This window comes from Streptomyces sp. MS06, assembly GCF_047200655.1.
GTDB lineage: Bacteria > Actinomycetota > Actinomycetes > Streptomycetales > Streptomycetaceae > Streptomyces.
In genome coordinates this window covers 1-22,160 of sequence record NZ_JBJZOJ010000026.1, presented here as the reverse complement: position 1 = coordinate 22,160, position 22,160 = coordinate 1, and the positions used below count along the sequence as shown (strand labels likewise).

General features: G+C 73.6%; 19 protein-coding genes and 1 tRNA gene. 11 read left to right on the top strand and 9 right to left on the bottom strand.

Going from position 1 to position 22,160, the window contains the following annotated elements:
• Nucleotides 1–276: 276 nt before the first annotated feature.
• The 5 genes from ACL02U_RS16205 to ACL02U_RS16185 all read left to right on the top strand — a co-directional run bounded on the left by ACL02U_RS16205 (nt 277) and on the right by ACL02U_RS16185 (nt 8,310).
• A complete protein-coding gene (locus tag ACL02U_RS16205) occupies nt 277–3,027 on the top strand; it encodes an ATP-binding protein (RefSeq protein ID WP_412791535.1) in 2,751 nt (916 codons plus the stop codon).
• Between the two features lie 751 nt (nt 3,028–3,778).
• Entirely contained in the window at nt 3,779–4,939 is a 1,161-nt protein-coding gene (locus ACL02U_RS16200; RefSeq protein ID WP_412791534.1) for a polyprenyl synthetase family protein, read from the top strand.
• A 237-nt stretch (nt 4,940–5,176) separates the two neighbouring features.
• Nucleotides 5,177–6,565 carry a terpene synthase family protein gene (locus tag ACL02U_RS16195; protein ID WP_412791533.1) on the top strand — a complete coding sequence of 463 codons (1,389 nt, stop codon included), beginning with the start codon at nt 5,177–5,179 and terminating at the stop codon, nt 6,563–6,565.
• Nucleotides 6,562–7,935, top strand: coding sequence for a cytochrome P450 (locus ACL02U_RS16190; protein ID WP_412791532.1), 1,374 nt, complete (start codon nt 6,562–6,564; stop codon nt 7,933–7,935). The genes ACL02U_RS16195 and ACL02U_RS16190 overlap by 4 nt, the downstream gene beginning before the upstream one ends.
• 72 nt (nt 7,936–8,007) lie before the next feature.
• Nucleotides 8,008–8,310 carry a hypothetical protein gene (locus ACL02U_RS16185; RefSeq protein ID WP_412791531.1) on the top strand — a complete coding sequence of 101 codons (303 nt, stop codon included), beginning with the start codon at nt 8,008–8,010 and terminating at the stop codon, nt 8,308–8,310.
• 177 nt (nt 8,311–8,487) lie between these two features.
• On the opposite strand, the gene ACL02U_RS16180 is transcribed toward ACL02U_RS16185, so the two are convergent.
• Complete coding sequence (locus ACL02U_RS16180; protein ID WP_412791530.1) at nt 8,488–9,864, bottom strand: DUF445 domain-containing protein; 1,377 nt, start codon at nt 9,862–9,864, stop codon at nt 8,488–8,490.
• 146 nt (nt 9,865–10,010) lie between these two features.
• Between ACL02U_RS16180 and ACL02U_RS16175 the strand changes: the two genes are divergently transcribed.
• Nucleotides 10,011–11,342: an SGNH/GDSL hydrolase family protein gene (locus tag ACL02U_RS16175; protein WP_412791529.1), complete on the top strand. Its 1,332-nt coding sequence runs from the start codon at nt 10,011–10,013 to the stop codon at nt 11,340–11,342.
• 112 nt (nt 11,343–11,454) lie between these two features.
• Here ACL02U_RS16175 and ACL02U_RS16170 read toward each other — a convergent pair whose 3' ends face one another.
• The 4 genes from ACL02U_RS16170 to ACL02U_RS16155 all read right to left on the bottom strand — a co-directional run bounded on the left by ACL02U_RS16170 (nt 11,455) and on the right by ACL02U_RS16155 (nt 14,982).
• Nucleotides 11,455–12,144: a DUF1707 SHOCT-like domain-containing protein gene (locus ACL02U_RS16170; RefSeq protein ID WP_412791528.1), complete on the bottom strand. Its 690-nt coding sequence runs from the start codon at nt 12,142–12,144 to the stop codon at nt 11,455–11,457.
• Nucleotides 12,145–12,330: 186 nt separating this feature from the next.
• Nucleotides 12,331–13,326, bottom strand: a complete 996-nt coding sequence (locus tag ACL02U_RS16165) for an ATP-binding cassette domain-containing protein (protein ID WP_412791527.1) — start codon at nt 13,324–13,326, stop codon at nt 12,331–12,333.
• Nucleotides 13,323–14,165 carry an ABC transporter permease gene (locus ACL02U_RS16160; RefSeq protein ID WP_412791526.1) on the bottom strand — a complete coding sequence of 281 codons (843 nt, stop codon included), beginning with the start codon at nt 14,163–14,165 and terminating at the stop codon, nt 13,323–13,325. Before ACL02U_RS16160 ends, ACL02U_RS16165 begins: the two co-directional genes overlap by 4 nt.
• On the bottom strand, nt 14,158–14,982 hold the full coding sequence (locus ACL02U_RS16155; RefSeq protein ID WP_412791525.1) for an ABC transporter permease: 825 nt from the start codon (nt 14,980–14,982) through the stop codon (nt 14,158–14,160). The genes ACL02U_RS16160 and ACL02U_RS16155 overlap by 8 nt, the downstream gene beginning before the upstream one ends.
• A gap of 177 nt (nt 14,983–15,159) precedes the next feature.
• On the opposite strand from ACL02U_RS16155, the gene ACL02U_RS16150 reads away from it, so the two are divergent.
• On the top strand, nt 15,160–17,616 hold the full coding sequence (locus ACL02U_RS16150) for a transglycosylase domain-containing protein (protein WP_412791524.1): 2,457 nt from the start codon (nt 15,160–15,162) through the stop codon (nt 17,614–17,616).
• A 189-nt stretch (nt 17,617–17,805) separates the two neighbouring features.
• Here the strand turns inward: ACL02U_RS16150 and ACL02U_RS16145 are convergent, their stop codons facing one another.
• Nucleotides 17,806–18,162, bottom strand: coding sequence for a GroES family chaperonin (locus ACL02U_RS16145; RefSeq protein WP_412791523.1), 357 nt, complete (start codon nt 18,160–18,162; stop codon nt 17,806–17,808).
• A 44-nt stretch (nt 18,163–18,206) separates the two neighbouring features.
• Nucleotides 18,207–18,545 carry a DUF3618 domain-containing protein gene (locus ACL02U_RS16140; protein WP_412791522.1) on the bottom strand — a complete coding sequence of 113 codons (339 nt, stop codon included), beginning with the start codon at nt 18,543–18,545 and terminating at the stop codon, nt 18,207–18,209.
• 94 nt (nt 18,546–18,639) lie between these two features.
• Between ACL02U_RS16140 and bcp the strand changes: the two genes are divergently transcribed.
• The 4 genes from bcp (at nt 18,640) to ACL02U_RS16120 (ending at nt 20,840) form a co-directional block, all read left to right on the top strand.
• Nucleotides 18,640–19,107: a thioredoxin-dependent thiol peroxidase gene (gene bcp, locus ACL02U_RS16135; protein ID WP_412791521.1), complete on the top strand. Its 468-nt coding sequence runs from the start codon at nt 18,640–18,642 to the stop codon at nt 19,105–19,107.
• Between the two features lie 163 nt (nt 19,108–19,270).
• A complete protein-coding gene (locus ACL02U_RS16130) occupies nt 19,271–19,897 on the top strand; it encodes an HNH endonuclease (protein WP_412791520.1) in 627 nt (208 codons plus the stop codon).
• Nucleotides 19,898–19,953: 56 nt separating this feature from the next.
• Entirely contained in the window at nt 19,954–20,754 is an 801-nt protein-coding gene (locus ACL02U_RS16125) for an HNH endonuclease (protein ID WP_412791598.1), read from the top strand.
• Between the two features lie 10 nt (nt 20,755–20,764).
• Nucleotides 20,765–20,840 (top strand) — tRNA-Leu (locus ACL02U_RS16120).
• 55 nt (nt 20,841–20,895) lie between these two features.
• On the opposite strand, the gene rdgB is transcribed toward ACL02U_RS16120, so the two are convergent.
• Nucleotides 20,896–21,498, bottom strand: a complete 603-nt coding sequence (gene rdgB / locus ACL02U_RS16115) for an RdgB/HAM1 family non-canonical purine NTP pyrophosphatase (RefSeq protein ID WP_412791519.1) — start codon at nt 21,496–21,498, stop codon at nt 20,896–20,898.
• Nucleotides 21,499–21,617: 119 nt separating this feature from the next.
• Complete coding sequence (locus ACL02U_RS16110) at nt 21,618–22,028, bottom strand: hypothetical protein (RefSeq protein ID WP_412791518.1); 411 nt, start codon at nt 22,026–22,028, stop codon at nt 21,618–21,620.
• Nucleotides 22,029–22,160 lie beyond the last annotated feature (132 nt).

Sequence of the window (22,160 nt, the reverse complement as noted above, 5' to 3'; positions counted from 1 at the left end):
ACGACGACACCGGCCGGGGCGGGCACGCATGCACGCGAGGATTCTCACGGGCGCCGCCGCGCCCGGGGGACGCACCTCGGCCACGCCCGGGGAAGCTGAAGTGTACCGCCGGCGGGCGGTGGCGGCAGAAGGACAAGAGGACTTGGCCGTATGTATCTCGCCAACCGCGCTGTGGCCGATACGCTACCCCGATGGGTAGCGTCCGCGGCATTCTGATGGGTCGTCACCAGTGCGGGGCATGAGGCCGAACGCCTCGGGGCCGGAGGGGGATGTTCGATGACGGACGGGGCCGCCGACGACGTGACGGCAGCCGAGGGCGGAGTGGGCCTGGCCCGGGCGAGGCACCGGGCAGCGCTGGAGCGGGACGCCGAGACGGCAGCCGCCCGGCGGGCCCTGGACGACCTGCTCGGGCAGGGACTGGACAGCACGCAGCGGATGCCGCGCGGCGGTCTGCTGGCGTTCACCGGGGAGCCCGGCACGGGCAAGACGACGATGCTGGCCGAGATTCGTCGCCTGGCAGGCGAGGGCGGGTGCACCGTGATGTCCGCCCGCGGCGGCGAGCAGGAGCAGAGCCTGGCCTTCCACACGGTGCGGCAGCTCCTCCAGCCGGTGCTGGCCTCCTGCCCGCCCGAGGAGCGGCGTGAGCTGCTGGGCGACTGGTACGGCATCGTCGGCCCGTGTGTCGGACTCTGCCCCGTCCAGGAGGGTGCCGGGCCGGACCCGCAGGGCGCGCAGGACGGGCTGGACTGGGTGGTCACGCACCTGGCGGTCCAGCACGGGCCGCTGGCCCTCTTCGTGGACGACGCCCACTGGTCGGATCCGGAGTCGCTGTCCTGGCTGGCCGCGTTCGCCGCGCGGATCGAGGAGCTGCCCGTCCTGCTGGTGCTGGCCTACCGCGCGGACGACCTGCCGCCCGAGATGGCGGCCATCGACCGGCTCGCCGGCCGGCAGAAGCTCCGCCCCATCCCGCTGGCGCCGCTGTCACCCACGGCGGTCTCGGCGCTGGTCGAGGACGCCCTCGGCACCACCGCCGACGACGCCTTCTGCCGTGAGGTCTGGTCGGTCACCGGCGGCAACCCCTTCGCGGCGGTGGAGCTGACGGCCACCGTGCGCGAGCAGGGGCTGTCACCCGTGCGGGAGAACGCGGCGCGGCTGCGACACCTGGCCGCGACCACGGCCGAGCACGGAGTCGCCGAACGGCTGAACCGGATGGGGAACGCCGCGGTCCGCCTGGCGTGGGCGATCGCGGTGCTCGGTACGGAGGCGACGCCGAACCTGGCCGCGTCGGTCGCCGCGCTCCCGTCCGCGGAGGCGGACGACGCGGTCGGCCTGCTGCGGGGCGAACGCCTGCTCAAGGTGAACGGCACACTGGAGTTCACCCACCCGCTGATCGGCGAGGCCGTGTACCGGGCGATCCCGGCGGCGATGCGGGTCGCGCTGCACGGCAAGGCCGCCTGGGAACTCGTCGAGGCGGGACGCGGTCCCACCGCAGCGGCCCGGCACCTGCTGGAGACCCACCCCGAGGGTGACCCGTGGGTGGTGGAGCAGTTGCGCCAGGCGGCCCGCGAGTACCTGCGCACCGCCGCCCCCGACGCGGCACGGCGCTCGCTGGTACGGGCCCTGCGCGAGCCTCCGCCGGACCGGCTGCGGGCCACGGTGCTGTACGAACTCGGCCGCCCGGCGATGCTGCACGATCCGGCCGCCGCGGTGAACCATCTGCAGGCGGCGCTGGCCGAACCCGCCCAGACCCCGGAACTCCACGAGGGCATCATCATCCGGCTGGCGCGGGCCCTGGCGTACGGCGACCGGCTGTCCGAGGCGCTGCGCCTGCTGGAGGAGGAGGCCGCCCGGGCGCCCCGTTCGCAGGTGCTGCTGCGGCTGCAGGCCGAGCAGTTCATGATGGCGGCGTTCTCCTCCCGGGAGCAGAACGACCCGGCCCGCTCCCGCCGGCTGGCCCAGCTGGCGCAGCGGCTGACCGGCCGCGACGCGACCGAGCGCTACCTGTACGGACTGCGGGCCTGGGACGCCATGGTGCGCGGCGAACCGGCCGAGGTCGCCGTCCAGTTCGCGGAGAAGGCCCTCGCCCGCGGCATGAACTGGACCGACGAGCACTGGGGTTTCGAGGTCCCCGCGCTGACCGCCCTCACCTTCCTGCACTGCGACCGGCCCGACCGCGCCGAGGAACTGTGCGCCGACGGGGTGGCGCAGTTCGAGGCGCAGGGGTGGCGCGGCGCCCCGCTGGCCTTCGGGTACACCTGTCTGGCCTACATACGCTTCCGCCGCGGTCTGCTGCCGGACGCGGAGGACTTCGCCCGCGCCGGCCTGCGCCTCGCGGAGCGGGTGGGCCCGACCGCCCCGGTGCACTGGTACGCGGTCGGCACCCTGATCGAGATCCTGCTGGCCCGGGGGCAGGCCCGGACCGCCGAGGAGCTGGCCGGGGCCAACCGGTTCTGCGAGCCCTTCCCGTCGGCCGTGACGCTCCCCGACGCCCGGACCGTGCGGGGGCAGCTCCTGCTGGCCCGCGGCATGGCCAAGGAGGCCGCCGACAGCCTGACCGAGGCCGGGCAGCGGCTGGACGACAGCGGTATGCACAATCCGGGCTGGTGCCCCTGGCTGCCGCAGCTCGCCCTCGCCTGCCGCGGCACCGACCCCCAGCAGGCGGAGGAGCTGGCGCAACGGGCGATCAAGCGTGCCGTGCGCTTCGGCGCGGCCTCCGCGGTGGGCCGCGCGCTGCACGCGGCGGGCAGGGTGGCCGAGGGCCGGGAGAGCATCTCCCGGCTGCGGCGTGCGGTGTCCCAGTTGGAGGAGTCGCCGGCCGCCTACGACCTGGCCTGCGCCCGGGTGGACCTCGGTGCCGCACTGCGTCGCGCGGGCCGGCCGCAGGAGGCCGCCGAACACCTGTACCGGGGCATCGAGGGCGCCGTGGCCTGCGGTGCGGACGCGACCGCGGCACAGGCCCGCGACGAGCTGGCCGCCGCCGGGCTGCGTCCCCGTCGGCTGGGCCCGGACCGGGTCCGGGACCGCTGATCCGCACTCCGCCCGTGGAACGATCCCGCCGCGCTCGGGCGGGCCGGCCTCGGCGGGTGCGCGCACCCGGGAGCGAACCCGCCCCGATGGCCGCGCCGACCTCGGCGGCACGCGCACCCCGAGCACGCGCACCCCGAGCACGCGCACCCCGAGCACGCGCACCCCGAGCACGCGCACCCCGGGGACGAGCCCACCGCGGGCGCCCGGCGGGCACCGCCGAAGGCCACTGAACCCGGCCGCACCGCCACGGAGTTCCGGTGTGCACGCACCGTCGGCGGCGACCGGGCTCCCCGGCGCCGCGCGGCACGGGCACCCCCGCCGGGCGGGTGTCCGCCGCCTGCACCGCGGAGGCCGGGGCGCGGCACGTGAGGGGGATGGCGGGGCACGTGGGGGCGGTACGGCGGCGAAGGGGGCGCGGCAGGGATGCGCGCCGGGGCGGCTGCACGCAATCGTGCGCGGGGGCGAGCGGTATCCGGCAGGCGGGCGCACGCGGACGCCCGCGTGCGCCCGGGGTCCGCAGACGGCTCCGAGTGGCCCTGCCGTGCGCCCGTCCGTGACCCCTGCTGCGAATGAGGGCGATCTCGGGGTTTGTTCAGCCGTCAACAGGTCAAGACTGTTCCCGGGTGCTTCCGGAGCACGGGGGGGCGCATCACCGCGCGCGTGCTCCACTGCGTCCTGGCCGGTCCGCCGGCCGCGGGGACAGGCGCGTGCAGGTACGTCCTCGATACCGCTACGGGTAGCTGGGGGTTTGATGCGGGCCGCTGCCTCACGCACACCGCTGTCGTCGTCCGACGGCGCCGGGGCGTCCGACGGCGCCGGGGACGGGGCGCCGGCGCGTTCCGCACCCGGCCCGGACACGGCGGAGATCCGCCGGGCGGTGGACGCCGTACTGGGTGAGTTCCTGGACCGGAAACTGCACGCCACGCAGCCCGCCCGCCCGGCGGAACTGATCGAGGCGCTGCGGGACTTCGTGTTCTCCGGTGGCAAGCGGATCCGTCCGGTGCTGTGCGTGTGCGGCTGGTACGCCGCGGGCGGCGGCGGGGACCCCGGGCCGGTGCTGAGGGCGGCGGCGTCCCTGGAGCTCTTCCAGGCGTTCGCGCTCGTCCACGACGACCTCATGGACGCGAGCCGCACCCGTCGCGGCCGGCAGAGCGCGCACCGTCTGCTGGCCGACCTCCACCGGCGCCGGGGCGGCGCCGGCGACGCGGACCGGTTCGGGGCGAACGCCGCCCTGCTGCTCGGGGACCTCGCGCTGGTCTGGTCGGACGAACTGCTGCACACCGCCGACCTGGAACCCGGACCGCGGGCGGACGCCTGGGCCGTACTGGACGTCATGCGCACGGAGGTGATGTCCGGCCAGTACCTGGACCTGCTCGGCACCGGCCGACCGGTCGACGACGTCGAGCGCGCCCTCACCGTGGTCCGCTACAAGAGCGCGAAGTACTCCGTGGAACGGCCGCTCCATCTCGGCGTCGCCCTGGCCGGGGGCGGCGAACGGGCCGAGCGGACCCGGAAGGCGTGCACCGCCTACGCCCTCCCGCTCGGTGAGGCCTTCCAACTGCGCGACGACCTGCTGGGCGTCTTCGGCGACCCGGAGCGGACGGGCAAACCGGCCGTGGACGACCTGCGCGAGGGCAAGGCGACCGTACTGATGGCCCTTGCCCTCAGCCGTGCCACGCCGGCCCAACTCGGCCTGCTGCGCACCCTGGTGGGTGATCCCGAGCTGGACGATCGGCAGGCCGCGGCCGTGCGGGAGGTGCTGGAGGAAAGTGGCGCCCGGCACGAGGTGGAGCGCATGATCACCTCCCGGTGCCGCCGGGCGGTGGCGGTCCTGGACACCGCGTTGTTCCCGCCGCCGGTCGCCGGGGCGCTGCGGCGCCTGGCCAGGGAGGTCTGCACGAGGAGCGGGTGACCGGCCGGCACCCGCGGACCGGGCCGCACGGCCCGGGAGGAGGCCGCGCCCAGGCCGTTCCGGGGCCTGTTCGAGGGTCGTCCGAGGCCGCTCCCGGGACACTCCGGGCGCCGGCCCGCGGACGTTCCCGGGCTCACCCGAAGGGCGATGCGCGAGGGCGTTCACGATGACGTTCCGAAGGGCGGAGGACGTTCCGCAGGACGTTCCGAAGCCGTTCCCGAGACAGAGGAGTGCGTTGTGTACGGCAATGCGACGGACCACAGTGCGAAACCCGCCCGCGGCACCTCGGCGGGCGGGCTCACCCTGGTCGACACGGCACCGGTCGCCGCGAACCGCGACCGCGCGGAGGACGCCGAGGAGTTCCACCTGCCCGAACTGCCCCGGCTGCTGCCGTTCGCCTATCACCCGAAGGCCGCCCAGATCGAGTTCCAGTCCAACCGCTGGGTGCGCCGCTTCCTCTCGGACTGCTTCGCCGGCGAGGAGGCCCTGCTGGCCTTCCTGCGGCAGCGCAACGGCTTCTACGGGCCGCTCACCGTGCCCACCACCACCGAGGAACGCGCGCAGAACATAGCGGACTTCTACCACTTCGTGACCGTCGTGGACGACGCGACGGCGGACCGGTCGGCGCCGGGGGTCGGCCACCGGCAGGTCCGCGAGACCTTCGAGCGCATCCTCGCCGACTTCGGCGCCGACACCGCCACGGGCACGGGCTCAGGCACGGGCACGGGCTCAGGCACCGGCACGGGCACGGGCACCGGCACGGAGACCAACGCCGGTACCGGCACCGGCACCGCGGCGGCGGCACCGTACGCGCGGGCGGCCTCCGACCTGTGGCAGCGGATCGGCACCGCGCTGCCCTCGGCCCAGACCGGGCGGTTCCGGTCCAGTCTCGAGGTCTTCCTGCGCGGAGCCGCCGCCGAGCTGCCCTACCGGTTGACCGGGACGGTGCCGGACCTCGACACCTACCTGTCGCTGCGCAGCGACAGCTTCGGCTTCGCGTTCATGCTGCTGCTCACCGAGTACGCGCATGGCATCGACATGACCGAGCGGACCGGCACACCCGAGTTCACCGTGCTGCACGCGCACGCCGTAAGGCAGTTGATCCTCGTCAACGACGTGCTTTCCTGGCGGCGGGAGTACGCGCTGCGGGACTCCCTGAACGCCGTCCGGGTGCTGCGCCGCCACGACGGCCTCGGCCTCCAGCAGGCGGTGGACGCACTCTGCCGGAAGATCGAGCACCACGAGAGGGCCTATGTCGCCGCCCGGGACGCGATCCGCACGGGTCCGCTCGGCGCCGACGCGGACGTGCTGACGTACCTGGACGCCCTCGACCATCTGATCGGCGGCAGCCAGGAGTTCGAGTACCTCACCCCGCGCTACTTCGGTGACGGCTACGTGTGGGACGGCACCACCTCGGGGTGGCTCAGCCTCACCGCCCCCGTCGCCCGCTTCCGGCCCCACCCCCGCGACACGGGCGAAGCACCCCACCCGTCCGGCGCCGACGGGGAGTCCGGCACGGGCGGCACGGGCGGCACGGGCGGTACGGGCGGTACGGGCGGCACAGGCGGGGAGCGGCCGGACCGGCCGGAGGCCGTGCCGGCCGGTTCGCGGGAGGTGGCGCGGTGACGGCGGCGCCCGAGGCCAGCACGCGGCCCCGCCCCGCCACCACGGGCGTCGCACCCGGCGGGCTCCCCCTGCTCGGCCACGCACTCCGGCTGCGCAACAGCCCGCTGGACTTCCTCGCCTCGCTGCCCGCCCACGGGGACCTGGTGGAGGTCCGTCTCGGCCCGCGTCGCGCCTACCTGGCCTGCCACCCGGAGGTCGTGCTGCAGGTCCTGCACCAGGCTCGCCTCTTCGACAAGGGCGGCCCGCTCTTCGACAAGCTGCGGCTGCTCACCGGCAACGGGCTGGTCTCCTCGCCCTGGGAGGAGCACCGGCGGCACCGGCGGCTGATGCAGCCCGCGTTCCGAGCCGACCGGATGGACGGCTACGCCGCGCTGATGAGCGAGGAGATCGAGAGCATGCTCGGCTCCTGGCGGGCCGGCACCGCGCTGGACGTCGGTGAGGCGCTGCGCTCGCTGACCGCGCGGATCACGGTCCGCACACTGTTCTCCGGGCAGATCGACGACCGCGCCGTCGCGGAGGTGCAGCGGCTGCTGCCGGTGTTCACCGAGGGCCTGTACCGGCGGATGGTCGCGCCGCTCGGATGGACGGACCTGCTGCCCACCCCGGAGAACCGGCGCTTCACCCGGGCGCGGGTGCGGATGCGCGCCGTGATCGGCCGGGCCGTGCGGGACCACCTCGCCTCGGGGGAGGACCGCGGCGACCTGCTCTCGCTCCTGGCGGACCTGACCGACGAGGAGATCCACGACCAGGTCATGACGGTGCTGCTGGGCGGCACCGAGACCACCGCCTCCGCCCTCGGCTGGGCGTTCCACTGCCTGAGCGCGAATCCGGAGGCGGAACGGCGGCTGCACGAGGAGGTGGACACGGTGCTCGGCGGCCGGTCCCCCGGCCTGGAGGACGTGCCGCGCCTGGACTTCACCCGGCGCGTCCTGACCGAGGTACTGCGGTTGTATCCGCCGGCCTGGCTGCTGACCCGCGTCACCACCGGGGAGGCCGAACTCGTGGGTCGCCGGTTGCCGCCCGGCACGCTGGTGCTGTTCAGCCCCTACTCGCTCGGCCGCGATCCGGCGTCGTTCCCCGATCCGGAGCGCTTCGACCCCGACCGGTGGCTGCCCGAGCGGGCACGCTCGGTGCCGCGCGGTGCGCTGGTCCCGTTCGGGGCGGGCAGCCGCAAGTGCATCGGCGACGACTTCGGCCTGGTGGAGGCGACCCTGGTGGTGGCGGCCGTCGCCGCACGCCTGCGGCTGGTCCCCCGGCCGGGGACACGGGTGCGCCCCGTTCCCCGGGCCGCGCTGGCCACCGGACCGCTGCCGATGACGCCGGTGCCGCGCGGCCCCGGCGGAGTCCGCGCCGAAGGTGCCGAGCGATAGCCTCCGGGGTGGAGGCGCGTGCCGGTTCCGCGGCGCGCGCCGGATCCGCTCGGAAGGCAGAAGGAGGCCGACATGGCCGGGGTTCCCAGCACGGTGGTCGCGGCGAGCGGGCTCGTCGGCGGGTACGGCGTGGCCCGGTGGACGGGGAGGCGGCAGCTCGGCGGGGTGGTGCTCGCAGCCGCGGGGGCAACCGCGGCGCAGCAGTGGCGACGGCAGGCGGGCGGTCCGGCGGCGGCCGCGTTGACGGGCGCGTACCTCGCCGCCTTCGCCGGATCGCACCCGCTGGCCCGGAAGGTGGGCGCCTGGCCGGCCGTCCTCGGGGTCACCTCGGCCGTGGCCCTCGCGTCCTGGGCCGTCGCCGACCGCAGGGCCTGACCTCCCGGACCGCGAGGAAGGCCGCCACCGCGGCAGCACGGCGGCGGTCCGGGCGCCCCGGGAGGTCCGTGGTGATCGTGCGGGCGGCTCCGGCGACCGGGGGCGCTGCTGCCGGCCACGAGCCAGGGCCCCGGAGGGCGGCGCGCGCACCGCGCCCGGGCCCGTACGACCGCCGGCTCACGCCCCCAGCGCCTGGGACACGGCGTAGATCAGCAGTCCGGCCAGCGAGCCGACCACCGTGCCGTTGATCCGGATGAACTGCAGATCACGGCCGATGTGGGCCTCGATCTTGCGGGTCGTGTGCTCCGCGTCCCAGCCCGCCACCGTGTCGGTGATCAGCGAGGTGATCTCCCGGCGGTAGGTGGTCACGACGTGCACGGCCGCGCCCTCCACCCAGGCGTCGACCTTGCCCTGCATCTTCGGCTCCTGCGCCATCCGGGAGCCCAGCGACAGCAGGGAGGACCGGACCCGCAGCCGCAGTTCGCTGCGCTCGTCGCCCGCCGCGGAGACGATCATGGAGCGGACGGCGGTCCAGGCGGAGGCGATGAGGTCCTGGACCTCTCCGCGGCCGAGCACCTCCCCCTTGAGCCGTTCGATCCGCGCCCGGGTCTCGGTGTCGGACTGGAGATCGGCGGCGAAGTCGGTGAGGAAGCGGTCCAGGGCTCCGCGCGCCGGATGGGAGGGCATGTCCCGCATCTCCGCGCAGAAGCGCAGCAGTTCCCGGTACACCCGCTCACCGACCTTCCGGTCGACGAACCGCGGCGTCCAGCCGGGAGCGCCGCCCTGGACGGCGTCCATCACCGAGTCGGAGTGCAGGACCAGCCAGTCGTGGGCCCGGCCGACCACCAGGTCCACGACCCGCCGGTGGCCGCCGTCCGCGACGACCTTCTCCAGCATCTTGCCGAGGCCGGGCCCGATCTCCCGGGCGTTCGCCCGGCGGGTCACCGCCTCCCCGACGACCGCCTGCACGTCGGAGTCGCGCAGCACGGCCAGGGCCCCCCGCAGCGCGGTCGACAGCTCCGCCGTGACCCGGTCGGCGTGCTCCGGCTCGGCCAGCCACGCGCCGAGCCGGCTGCCGATGCCGACGGCGCGCAACCGCTGCCGCACGACGGCCTCGGACAGGAAGTTCTCCCCGACGAACTCCCCCAGCGAGACACCCAGCTGGTCCTTCTTGGTGGGGATGATCGCGGTGTGCGGGATGGGCAGGCCGAGAGGGCGGCGGAAGAGAGCGGTGACCGCGAACCAGTCGGCGAGCGCGCCGACCATGCCGGCCTCGGCGGCAGCGGCCACGTACGCCGCCCAGGTACCCGCGCCGGCGTGCCGGCCCCACTCGGCGAGGACGTACACCAGGGCCACGCCGAGCAGCAGACCGGTCGCCGTGAGCTTCATCCGGCGCACGCCGCGGCGCCTCGCCTCGTCGGCGGGGGTGAACGCGGTCATGGCCCGCGCGGCACCCCGAGCACCCGTCCCGGCCGCGGCTCCGGCCCCGGTGCCCGTCCCGCCCTGCTTCGCCCGCTCCATCGGCTCCCTCCGATCGCCTGGTCCCGCACCCATTGTCCTTTTCCGGTGCCCTTCTTCCCCGCCATGACCTACTCCCGGGACGGAAAGAAGGTTCCCGCCGCCCCCGGCAACCGCTTCTGACATGATCGGGGCGTCGGCTCCGGAGCCTCCCGCTCCCCGACCGAGGGGACACGCACCGCATGACCAAGGCGCACGGCCGGGTTCTGCTCGCCGCACTCTTCGCCCTCGTGCTGAGCGTGTCCGCCGCGCTGTACGCGGCCGCCACCCTCCTGGGCGGCACCCGCGACGGCGCCCGACCGCCCGGCGCGGCACCGCACGGCACCGCCGCCCCCGCGTCCACCGGCCGGTGGGTCAGCTCCTGGGCCGCCGCCCCGTCCGGCCCCGAACCCGGCACCGCCACCACCGGTACGGCCGGCCGCTCGGTGCGCAACGTCGTGCACACCGGCATCGGCGGGACGAGCGCCCGCATCACCCTGTCCAACCTCTACGGCACCCGCCCCCTGGTGATCAGCCACGCCACCGTCGCCGAGGCCGCCGGCAGCGCCACCGCCGCGGCGGACCCGGCGACCCTGCGCCCCGTCACCTTCCACGGCGCCGCACGCGTCGTCATCCCCGCCGGGCAGCAGGCCGTCAGCGACCCCGCGCCGCTGCCCGTCCCACCCGACACGGACATGCTGGTCACCACCTACTCCCCCACCTCCTCCGGCCCCGTCACCTACCACCGCGACGCCCGCCAGACCTCCTACCTCGCCGACGGTGACCGCACCGCGGACACCACCGCCGCCGCCTACACCCGCACCACCGACCACTGGCGCTACCTCACCGCGCTGGACGTCCTCAGCGGCGGCGCGGACGGCACCGTCGTCGTCCTCGGCGACTCCATCACCGACGGCCTCACCGCCACCCCGGACACCAACCGGCGCTGGACCGACGTCCTGGCGCGGCGGCTGCGCACCTCCACCGGCGCCGACGGGCGAGCGCACCGCTACGGCGTCGCCAACGAGGGCGTCAGCGGCAACCGCGTCCTCACCGACGGGCCCGGGCACCCCCCGGACAACCCCAGCGCCCTGACCCGGTTCGACCGGGACGTCCTCGGCCGCAGCAACGCACGGGCCGTCGTCATCGTCCTCGGCGTCAACGACCTGCTGCGCGCCTCACCGCCCCCCGCGCCGGAAACCGTCCTCAGCGGGCTGCGCACCCTGGTCCGGCGGGCACACGCCCGGGGGCTGCGCGCCGTCGGGGCGACGATCATGCCGTTCGGGGGCCACGCCGACTACACCGGCCCCCGGGAAGAGGCCCGCCTGCGGATCAACGCCGCGATCCGGGCGGGCGGCGTCTTCGACGCGGTGGTCGACTTCGACCGGGCACTGCGCGACCCCGACGACCCGCACAGGCTGCTTCCCGCCTACGACCACGGCGACCACCTGCACCCCAGCGACAGCGGCTACCGCAGGATGGGCGAGGTGTTCGACCCGGCCGTCCTGCGCGGGAGGGCACCGGCAGCGCTCTGAGGCCCGCGCGGGCGGACCGTACGGCCGTATCGTGCGGGCGACCCACGCCGCGGACGCGTCGCCGCCTCCGCCACCGCCGCCCGCGCCTCCTCCCCGCCGGCCGCCGGCACGGCTAATCCCCCCGCCGCCGCTCCTCGCGTTCCTCCAGCTCCCGGCGCCGCTCCTCCTTGAGCCGGCGCTTGTCGGCCCGCGGAAGCTTCCGCTCCACATCGACCCCGCCCCAGAAGGCGAAGCCGTTGACGACCACCCGCGGCGCGCCGGGATCGACCGGCGCCTCCGGCTCGCTGTCGTCGAAGCCGCCCATCACGCCCACACCGCCGACGACGACCTCCACCCCCGGCGGTACCGTGATTTGCACCCCGCCCATGATCGCCACACAGTTGATCACGACCTCGCGGGCCGCGAAGTTCGCCTCCCGCAGGTCGATCTGCCCACCGCCCATCAGCGCGAAGCAGGTGAACCGCCTCGGCACCGTCCAGCGCCCCCGGCGCTGGAACCCGGACATCAGGGCGACACCTCCCGAGGACGTCCCCTCACCACCGACGATCCGTTCCGCCCAACCCCCCGCGGCAGCAGGCTCCTTGGTCATCGAAACCCGCTGCCGGCCGGGATCGGGCAGATCCCGCGTCAGCGGCGCCAGCTCACCGTAGGTACGCGCCCGGTAGGCGGATTCCAGCCGCTCATCGAACTCGGCCATGTCCAGCCGCCCGTCGGCGACGGCGTCGCGGAGGACCCCCGCGACACGCTCGCGGTCGGCGTCGGAGGCACGGAGTTCCAGTTCCGGCTCTGCGTCGTCGCTCATGGGCAGCAGCCTACGAGTCCGCAGCGCCGCGCACTACGCGGCCTGCCGATCCGCCACCGACCGGCACCGCACAGCCCCACCGGACCGGCACCGCACGACCCCCACCGGACCGGCACCGCACACCCCTACCTGACGGCCGCCCCCGCCGCCCGCCGCCCGCCGCCCGCCGCCCGCCGCCCGCTTGCACTACGCGCTCGCCCGGTCGGTGTACATCCGCGCGATCACCGCCTCGATGTCCGGCTCCCGCACGGACAGGTCCACCAGCGGGCAGTCCCGCGCGATCCGCGCCACCAGCGGCGCAGCCGACTCCGACGCCGGGAACGCCAACCACTGCCGCGGCCCCTCCACCCGCACCACCCGGGCCGGCGCCGGCACCTCGATCGGCGGCGACTCCCGCTCCAGATCGACGACCAGGATCCGCTCGGCCTCCCCCGCCCGGTGCAGACCCGCGAGCGCGCCGTCGTACACCAGCCGGCCCTGGTCGATGACCATCACCCGGCTGCACAACTGCTCGATGTCCTGCAGGTCGTGCGTGGTCAGCAGCACCGTCACGGCCCGCTCCGCGTTCAACTCCCGCAGGAAGTCGCGCACCCGGGACTTGGACACCACGTCCAGCCCGATCGTCGGCTCGTCCAGGTAGAGCACCTCCGGATCGTGCAGCAGCGCCGCGGCGATGTCGCCCCGCATCCGCTGCCCCAGCGACAACTGCCGCACCGGCGTCTCCAGCAGGCCCCCCAACCCCAGCCGTTCCACCAGCCGGTCCAGGTTCTCCCGGTACCGCGCCTCGGGGATGCGGTACATGCGGCGCATCAGCCGGTACGAGTCGATCAGCGGCAGATCCCACCACAGCGTCGTGCGCTGACCGAACACCACCCCGATCCGGTGCGCGAGCCGGACCCGCTCCCGCGCCGGATCGATGCCCGCCACCCGCAACCTGCCGCCGCTCGGCGTCAGGATGCCCGTCAGCATCTTCACGGTCGTGGACTTCCCGGCACCGTTCGGACCGATGTAGCCCACCATCTCCCCGCGCCCCACCGTGAAGGACAGCGAGTCCACGGCCCGCACCCGCCGCCGCTCCCGCCGCAGGAAACCGGCCCTGCGGCGCACCTCGAAGACCTTCTCCACCCGCTCCAGCTCGATGAACGGCGCACCCGCGCCACCACCCGCCACCACCGTCGTCAACTCCCCGTGCTCCGATAGGCGCGCAGCCCCGCCCGCCACGCCAGACCAGCCGGCACCCAGCAGGCCGCCGCCACCGCGGGCGACGCGAACGCCACCCACTCCGGCAGCCCCAGCGGCATCGGCACCCCCAGGACATAGCTCGCCGGCAGCCAGTTCACGAAGGCCAGCGGCAGCACGAACACCACCCCGCGCACCACCTCCCGAGCGAACAGCGTCGGCGGGTACTGCAGCAGCGTCGTACCGCCGTAGGTGAACGCGTTCTGCACCTCCGAGGCGTCCTGCGCCACGAACTGGAACGCCGCCCCCGCCACGAACACCGCACCGAAGATCACCGCACCGGAGGCCACCACCACCGGCATCAGCAGCAGCTTCGGCACCGTCCACACCACGTCCAGCGCCGACAGCGACCAGCCCAGCACCACCACCCCCTGCGCGATCCGGCCCAGCCGGCGCAACCCGAACCGGTCGGCCGCCATCTGCGCCAGCACCGGCGCCGGACGCACCAGCAGCGTGTCCAGCGTGCCGTCCCGCACCCGCCGGCCCAGCCGGTCCATGGAACCGATCGCCAGATCCGCCAGCCCGAACGCCGTCCCGGACAGCCCGTAGAGGAACGCCACCTGCGGCAGGTCGTACCCGCCGAGCACCTCCACCCGGGAGAACATCAGCAGGATCGCCACGAAGTCCAGCCCCGTCGCGAGGAAGTTGCCCACCGCCGTCAGCACGAACGACGTCCGGTACGCCATCGCGGACCGGACCCACATCCCGGCGATCAGCAGGTACGCCCGCAGCCCCGACCTCACCCGCGAAACCCCGGCCCCGCGGGACACCGCCTCAGCCACCCTGCACCACCACCCTGCGCGCCGCCGCACCCTGCAACAACCGCCCCGCGGCCAGCAGGGCCACCGCCCAGGCCGCCTGGAACGCGTACGTCCGCCACACGTCGGCATGCCCCAGCAGCACGTCCGCCGGCGCCTGCAGCAGCGACGACCACGGCAGCACCCGCACGACCCGCCCCAACAGGCCCGGGAACACGTTCAGCGGCAGCAGCATCCCCGAGCAGAAGAAGCCCAGGATCCACGCCATCTGCGCCACCCCGGCACCGTCCATCAGCCAGAACGTGCACAGCGCCACCAGGTAGCGGATCCCGAACCCGACCACCATCGACAGCAGCACCGCCACCAGGAAGGCCGCCCAGGTCCCCGCCGACGCGGGCAGCGCGGCCCGGAAGAACAGCGCACCGAGCGCGAACGGCACCACCCCCCGGCCCAGCAACTGGAAGAGGGAACGGCCCAGATCGGCCGCGAGCCACCACAACTGCAGATCGGCCGGCCGGTACAGGTCGATCGCCACGTCGCCGGTGCGGATGCGCTCCATCAGCTCCTCCTCCACACCGCCCCCACCGATCGCGAGCGTGGACAGCATCGCCTGGCCCAGCCAGACGTACGCGACCGCCTGCCCCCGGTCGTAGCCGCCCAGGTGCGGACGCTGGTCCCACAGGGCGAGGTAGACGTACACCAGCACCACCCCGAAGACGGTGTTGGTGAACACCCCGGCCGCCGTCGCCGCACGATACGTCGCATACCGGCGGAAATACCCCGCCGCAACGGCCGCGTACAACCGCCCCGCACCCACCCGCCACCGCCTCCCCCGCACCATGGCACCGAAGCGCAGGAGCCTAGCCCCCGCCGCACCGCGACCGCCACGCCTTTTCCGCCGCCGACGCGTGCCGCGGCAGGGAACGGAACGCGGGGTGCGAGAGTCTTCGACAGGGGGCACACCAGGCGTACGGGGACGTACGGAACGTACGAGGCGAATCAGGAGTCCGAGCGCGACATGAGCGACCAGCCGCAGCCGCAGCCGCCGACCGAAGACGCGGCGGAGAGCGGCAAGAAGAAGACCGTGCGGCCCCGGCGCACCGGCTGGCGCCGGCTGATCCCCGGCTGGCGGACGGTACTCGGCACCCTCCTCGCCGGCGCGCTGCTGCTCATCGGCCTGTTCTTCCTCGGCTACTCACTGGTCCAGATCCCGCCGGCCAACGCGCTCGCGACCAAGCAGGCCAACGTGTACCTGTACGCCGACGGCACCGAGATCGCCCGCTCCGGCGAGGTCAACCGGGAGAACGTCCCCCTCTCCCGGATCTCCCTCGACGCCCGGCACGCCGTCCTCGCCGCCGAGGACCGCGACTTCTACACCGAGTCCGCGGTCGACCCCAAGGCCATGGTCCGCGCCGGCTGGAAGACCGCCACCGGCAAGGGCAAGCAGTCCGGCTCCACCATCACCCAGCAGTACGTCAAGAACTACTACCTGGGCCAGGAGCAGACCGTCACCCGCAAGGTGAAGGAGTTCTTCATCGCGATCAAACTGGACCGCGAGAAGAGCAAGGACGACATCCTGCAGGGCTACCTCAACACCAGCTTCTTCGGCCGCAGCTCCTACGGCATCCAGGCGGCCGCGCACGCCTACTACGGCGTCGACGCCATCGACCTGACCGCCGCCCAGGGCGCCTACCTCGCCTCCCTGCTGAACGCGCCCAGCGAGTACGACGTCGTCGCCCACCCGGAGAACCGGGCCACCGCCGAGGCCCGCTGGAACTACGTCCTCGACGGCATGGTCAAGGAGGACTGGCTCAGCCCCGCCCAGCGCGCGGGACTCACCTTCCCCGCACCACGGCAGGCCACCGTGCCCACCGGCCTGTCCGGGCAGCGCGGCTACCTCGTCGACGCGATCGACGACTACCTGGCGGACCACCGGATCGTCGACGCCGACGCCCTGGGCACCGGCGGCTACCGCATCACCACCACCCTGCAGAAGAGCAAGCAGGACGCGTTCGTCTCCGCCGTCGACGACCGGCTGATGTCCCGACTGGACCCCGCCAGGCACCCGCGCGACAGGGACGTCCGCGCCGGCGGCGCCGCCGTCGACCCCAGAACCGGCAAGGTCGTGGCCATGTACGGCGGCGTCGACTACGTCAAGCAGTACACGAACAACGCCACCCGAGGCGACTTCCAGGTCGGCTCCACCTTCAAACCGTTCGTGTTCGCCGCGGCCGTGCAGAACGGCTCAACCACCCAGGACGGCCGCCCCATCACCCCGAACACCCGCTACGACGGCACCAGCAGCCGCTACGTCGAGGGCTGGAACGGCTCCCCCTACCACCCGGAGAACGAGGACGGCGTCTCCTACGGCGACATCACCGTCCGCACCGCCACCGAGAAGTCCGTCAACGCCGTCTACGCCCAGATGGCCGTCGACGTCGGCCCGGCACGGGTCAAGCAGACCGCGATCGACCTCGGCATCCCCGCCGACACCGAGGACCTGCACCCCTACCCGTCCATCGCCCTGGGCACCGCCACCGCCGGCGTCCTCGACATGGCCGAGGCGTACGCGACCCTCGCCAACCACGGCCGGCACGGCACCTACACGATGATCGAGAAGGTCAGCAGGAACGGCACCCGGATCCCGCTGCCGCTCGGCGAGGAGACCCAGGCCGTCAGCCGGGAGGCCGCCGACACCACCACGTCGATGCTCCGGACCGTCGTGGAGAGCGGCACCGCGACCGCCGCGCAGGCCGCGGGCCGCCCCGCCGCCGGCAAGACCGGCACCGCCGAGGAGGACACGGCCGCCTGGTTCGCCGGCTACACCCCCGAACTCGCCGCGGTCGTCTCGGTGATGGGCCAGGACCCGGACACCGCGCAGCACGTCTCCCTGCGGACCGCGCTCGGGCTGCCCCGCATCAACGGCGGCGGCGCACCCACCGAGATCTGGGCCCGGTTCACCCGGGAGGCACTCAGGGACCAGCCGGTCACCGAATTCGACCTCGAACTCCAGGAAGGCGCCGACCTGCCCGAGGCGCCCGACACCGAACCCGCACCGCACCGGCCCGGCACCGGCCACACCGACGGCACCCGCGACGGCGACGGGATCGGGGACGGCGACGGGGGCGGCGCGACCGGTTCCACCGCCGGAGGCCGGGACACCGGAGGCCGGAACGCCGGAGGCCGGAACGCCGGAGGCCGGGACACCGGAGGCCGGAACGCCGGAGGTACCGCCGGCGGGCGGACACCGGGCCGCGCGGGCGGCACCACCGGCGGCGACGGCACCACCGCGAACGGCGACGGGACGGGCCCGGGCGGGACCGGCGGGGCCGGAGGCATCGGCCAGAACACCGTCACCGGCGGAGCGGACAGCGGCACCACCACCAACGGCGGAGCCGAGGGCGGAGGCAGCGACGACAGGGGCGACGGCACCGGCACCGGCACCACCACCGGAGGCCCGCCCCTGAGTCGCTGACCCGGCGGACCGCACCCCCTCAACCAGGGCCGACCCGGCAAGCAAACCGGCAAACCGGCAAACCTGCACACCGGCCACCGGGCGAACGGGCAGGCACGCGAACCCGGCGAGCGTGCGAACCGGCGAGGAGGTACCGAAAGCCGAGGGGGGCCAGCGGCCGCGGCCACCAGCCCCCTGCGTACCCCGGAATCAGAGATAGAGGCCGGTCGAGTCCTGCGAACCCTCGAACCGGTCCGCGGCCACCGCGTGCAGATCCCGCTCGCGCATCAGCACGTACGCGACACCGCGCACCTCGACCTCGGCCCGGTCCTCCGGATCGAACAGCACCCGGTCGCCCGGCTCCACGGTCCGCACGTTCTGCCCCACGGCCACCACCACGGCCCACGCCAGCCTGCGGCCCACGGCCGCGGTCGCCGGGATCAGGATGCCGCCGCCGGAACGCCGCTCGCCCTCGCTGGTGTCCTGGCGGACGAGGACGCGGTCGTGCAGCATCCGGATGGGCAGCTTGTCGTGCTGGGCACTGTGCTCGTTTCTGTTGGCGCTCACGCCACCGAACCTACCTGCCCGGAGCCGATCCGTACGCGTCCGGGTCAGCGCCGGCGCCTGCGGGAGCCCGCGACGAGGAGCCCGACGACACCGACCGCGAGCAGCGCGGCGGGCACCACCCGCTCCATCCGGGGCGACCCCTCCTCGTCGAGGAACTGCCCCTTCACCTGCGTGACCACCCGATTCACCTGGACGTACGCCCGGCCGACCGTGTGATCGAGGTTGGCCACCGCCCTGGCCTTGGCATCCCCGACGAGCGTCTTCGGATGCACCCGCACCCCGATCTCGTCGAGCGTCTCGGCCAGCACTTCACGGCGGCGCCTGATGTCCGCCTCGATCTGCGCCGGGTTTCTGGTGTCCGCCCTGTCCGACGTGTCCGCCACCGTACGGCCTCCGAAGTCTCCTGATGCTTGTTCTGGACAGTCTGTCAGTTCCGCCCGCCGCCGCACGGCCAGGACCCCCGGTTACGCTGGATCGATGAGCGAGCGACTCCAGCCCGGGGACGTGGCCCCCGCCTTCACCCTGCCCGACGCCGACGGCAACGAGGTGTCCCTGGCCGACCACAAGGGCCGCAAGGTCATCGTCTACTTCTACCCCGCGGCCCTCACCCCGGGCTGCACCAAACAGGCCTGCGACTTCACGGACAACCTGGACCTGCTGGCCGGCGCCGGGTACGACGTCATCGGCGTCTCCCCCGACAAGCCGGAGAAGCTGGCGAAGTTCCGTGAGAAGGAGAACCTCAGGGTCACCCTCCTCGCCGACCCGGACAAGACGGTCACCGAGGCCTACGGCGCCTACGGCGAGAAGAAGAACTACGGCAAGACGTACCTGGGCGTCATCCGCTCCACCGTCGTCGTCGACGAGGACGGCAAGGTCGAACGCGCCCTCTACAACGTCCGGGCGACCGGCCACGTAGCCAAGATCATCAAGGACCTCGGTATCTGAGCCCCGCCCCACCACCCGCGCCCCGCGGTCACCCGAACGGCCCGCACCGGAACCCGGAACCCCCGGACCCCGGCGCGGGCCGCGCCGCACCCCGGCGTGACCACGCGACGACCGGATCGTTACTCCGTACGGGCAGCGAACACGCGGCCGGGGCGGAGGGGACATGCGTGGCACATACACCCGCGAACTGCTGAGGCAAGCAGCGCACGAGACGCAGCACATCGACGATGCTGTCCGTTGGTGCGGTGGCACACCGACTCCAAGCAGCAGGCGCTACCTGCGGAAGAAGATGGCCGAGGCAGGTGTGGACATCTCGCATCTCACCTCGAACCAGGTCCGCCACTCGGAAGAGCGGCTGCGCGCGGCCGTGGCGGCCTCGACCAGCATCAAGGACGTTGTTCGCCGCCTCGGCGTCAGCCAGGTCGGGGGCAACCAGGCGCACATCGGTCGCCGTGTCGTCGCACTCGGAATCGACACCTCCCACTTCACGTCAACGACCAGGGGACGTCCGAAGGGATCGCTCGGCCCTCTGCTCGGGCTGCGTAGTCCCGAGGACGGCAGGGTCCCCGGCAAGCGGCTGCTGCGTGAACTCAGTCGTGCCGGGGTCCCCGAAGCCTGCGCGGCCTGCGGCATCGGCCCGGAGTGGAACGGCAAACCACTCCGCCTGGAGGTCGACCACATCAGTGGTGAATGGTGGGACAACCGGCGGGAGAACCTGCGACTACTGTGCCCCAACTGCCATGCCACGACTGATACGTACCGGGGACGCGGGAAGCGGAGGGTGGCGTGAGAACGACGAACTACTCCCGGGACGTCCTGACGAAGACGGCGGCCGTCTCCACGAGCATGGTGGATCTCATGCGGCGGCTGGGAACCCCGTTGGGCTGCGCTCCGCAACGCTACCTGCGTCGCAGGCTCGAGCATTACGGCATCGACGTCGCGCACTTCGTCGAGGAGCCGCTCCCGCCCCGGCAGAGGCGCTCCTACACCCGTGAACTGCTGGAAGAAGCCGCGGCCCGGTCGCACAGCATCCGTGAGATGTTCGACTACATGGGACACCCTCCCGAGGACTGCCCCTACAGCCTGGTCAGGAAGCGGCTGGACCAATTCGGCATCGACACATCGCATTTCCTCCGCGATCGCAGACGGAGCCTCGAAGACATCGCCCCGGATGCCCTCGCCTCGGCGGCAGCCCAGGTCACCAGCGTCGCCGGGCTGCTCAGGAGGCTCGGCTACCGCGAGACGAACCGCGCCGCCCGTGCCCGGATCAGCCGCACTCTGGAGGCCCACAGCATCTCCACGGCTCACTTCACGGGGCAGGGGCACTCTCGCGGCGCCGCATCTCCGCACCGGAAGTCACCCGACCAGATCCTGAGCCGACGGAAGCCGGGGTCGAACCGCACCAAGACCGCACTCCTGCGGCGCGCCCTCGACGAGCAGGGTGTGCCCCGCGTCTGCGCCGAGTGCGGCATCGACGACATCTGGCGGGGAAGGCGCCTGGTCCTGGAGATCGATCACATCAATGGGGATCGGCTGGACAACCGTCGGGGCAACCTCCGGTATCTCTGCCCGTCCTGCCACAGCCAGACGGAGACCTATGCTCGTGGAGCTCACCGCACGCTGCCGTTACATGGGCCGGTACAGTAGACGGCGCTGCGGGCCCGTACCCCAGCAGGCCGAGAGGGCGCCGGTTTAGATCCGGTGTGTCGTGGGTTCGAGTCCCACCGGGCCCACGAGATCCAGGGGCCTGACGCCTTGGCATACAGGGCGTCAGGCCCTTTGCTCGCGTCAGCCCAGCAGTTCCCTGACCGCCGGGGCCAGGGCGCGGAAGGCCTTGCCTCGGTGGCTGATCGCGTTCTTCTCCTCGGGGGCCAGTTCGGCGCAGGTGCGGCTCTCGCCGTCGGGCTGGAGGATCGGGTCGTAGCCGAAGCCGTTGGTCCCGGTGGGGGCGTGCCGCAGGACGCCGTTCAGTCGGCCTTCGACCACGCGGTGGGTGCCGTCGGGGAGGGCGAGTGCCGCGGCGCAGGCGAAGTGGGCCGTGCGGTGTTCCTCGGCGATGTCGGCGAGCTGGGCCAGCAGGAGTTGCAGGTTGGCTTGGTCGTCGCCGTGGCGGCCGGCCCAGCGGGCGGAGAAGACGCCGGGGGCGCCGCCGAGGACGTCCACGCAGAGTCCGGAGTCGTCGGCGACGGCGGGCAGGCCGGTTGCCCGGGCGAGGGCGTGTGCTTTGAGCAGGGCGTTCTCGGCGAAGGTGACGCCGGTCTCCTTGACGTCGGGGATGTCGGGGTAGGCGTCGGCGCCGACCAGGTCGTGCGGGAGGCCGGCTTCGGCGAGGATGGCCCTCAGCTCGGTGACCTTTCCGGCGTTGCGGGTGGCGAGGATCAGGCGGGTCATGGTGTCCAGTATCCCGGCGGCCGGTTGTCGCTCGTCACGGCGTCGGCGGTCGGTGGGCGCTCGTCACGGCGTCGGTGGCCGGCGGGCGCTCGTCACGGCGTCGGTGGTCGGTCGGGGCGTCACGGTGTGCAGACCTTGGTGAGTTCGCCGGCGGCGTCGGTGACCGGGCCGAGGTCGGGGCTGGTGTCGCCGTTGTCGACGTCGGTGCGGACGTGGTCGACGGCGGTGCGGAGGTCGGTGACGGCGTTTTCCACGTCGGCGTCGTCGGTCTGGTCGCGGATGCGGTCGAGGTCGGTGTCTATGGTGTCGAGGGTGGTGTTGATCCGGCGGGGGTCGCCGGAGGTGTTCTCCACTGCCTGTTGGAGCCGGGTGACGCTGTCGGCGATGGTGTCGGCGGTCCGGACGCAGTCGAGGGTCCGGTCGACGGCGTCGCAGCCGGTGGCGAGGCCGGCGGTGGTGAGGATCGCGGCGGTGACGGCGGCGGCGATGGTGGTGCGGCGGCCTCGACGTGGGTGTCGGCTCCCGGCCATGGCTGTCTTCCTCCCCTGGGTCAGGACTGTGAGGCCCCCGTGCGGTATTCGTACTGACGCGCGTGGAGGGGGGGGGGGGGGGGGGGACCCCCCCCCCCCCCCCTTTTTTTTTTTTTCCTCCTCCTTCTCCTT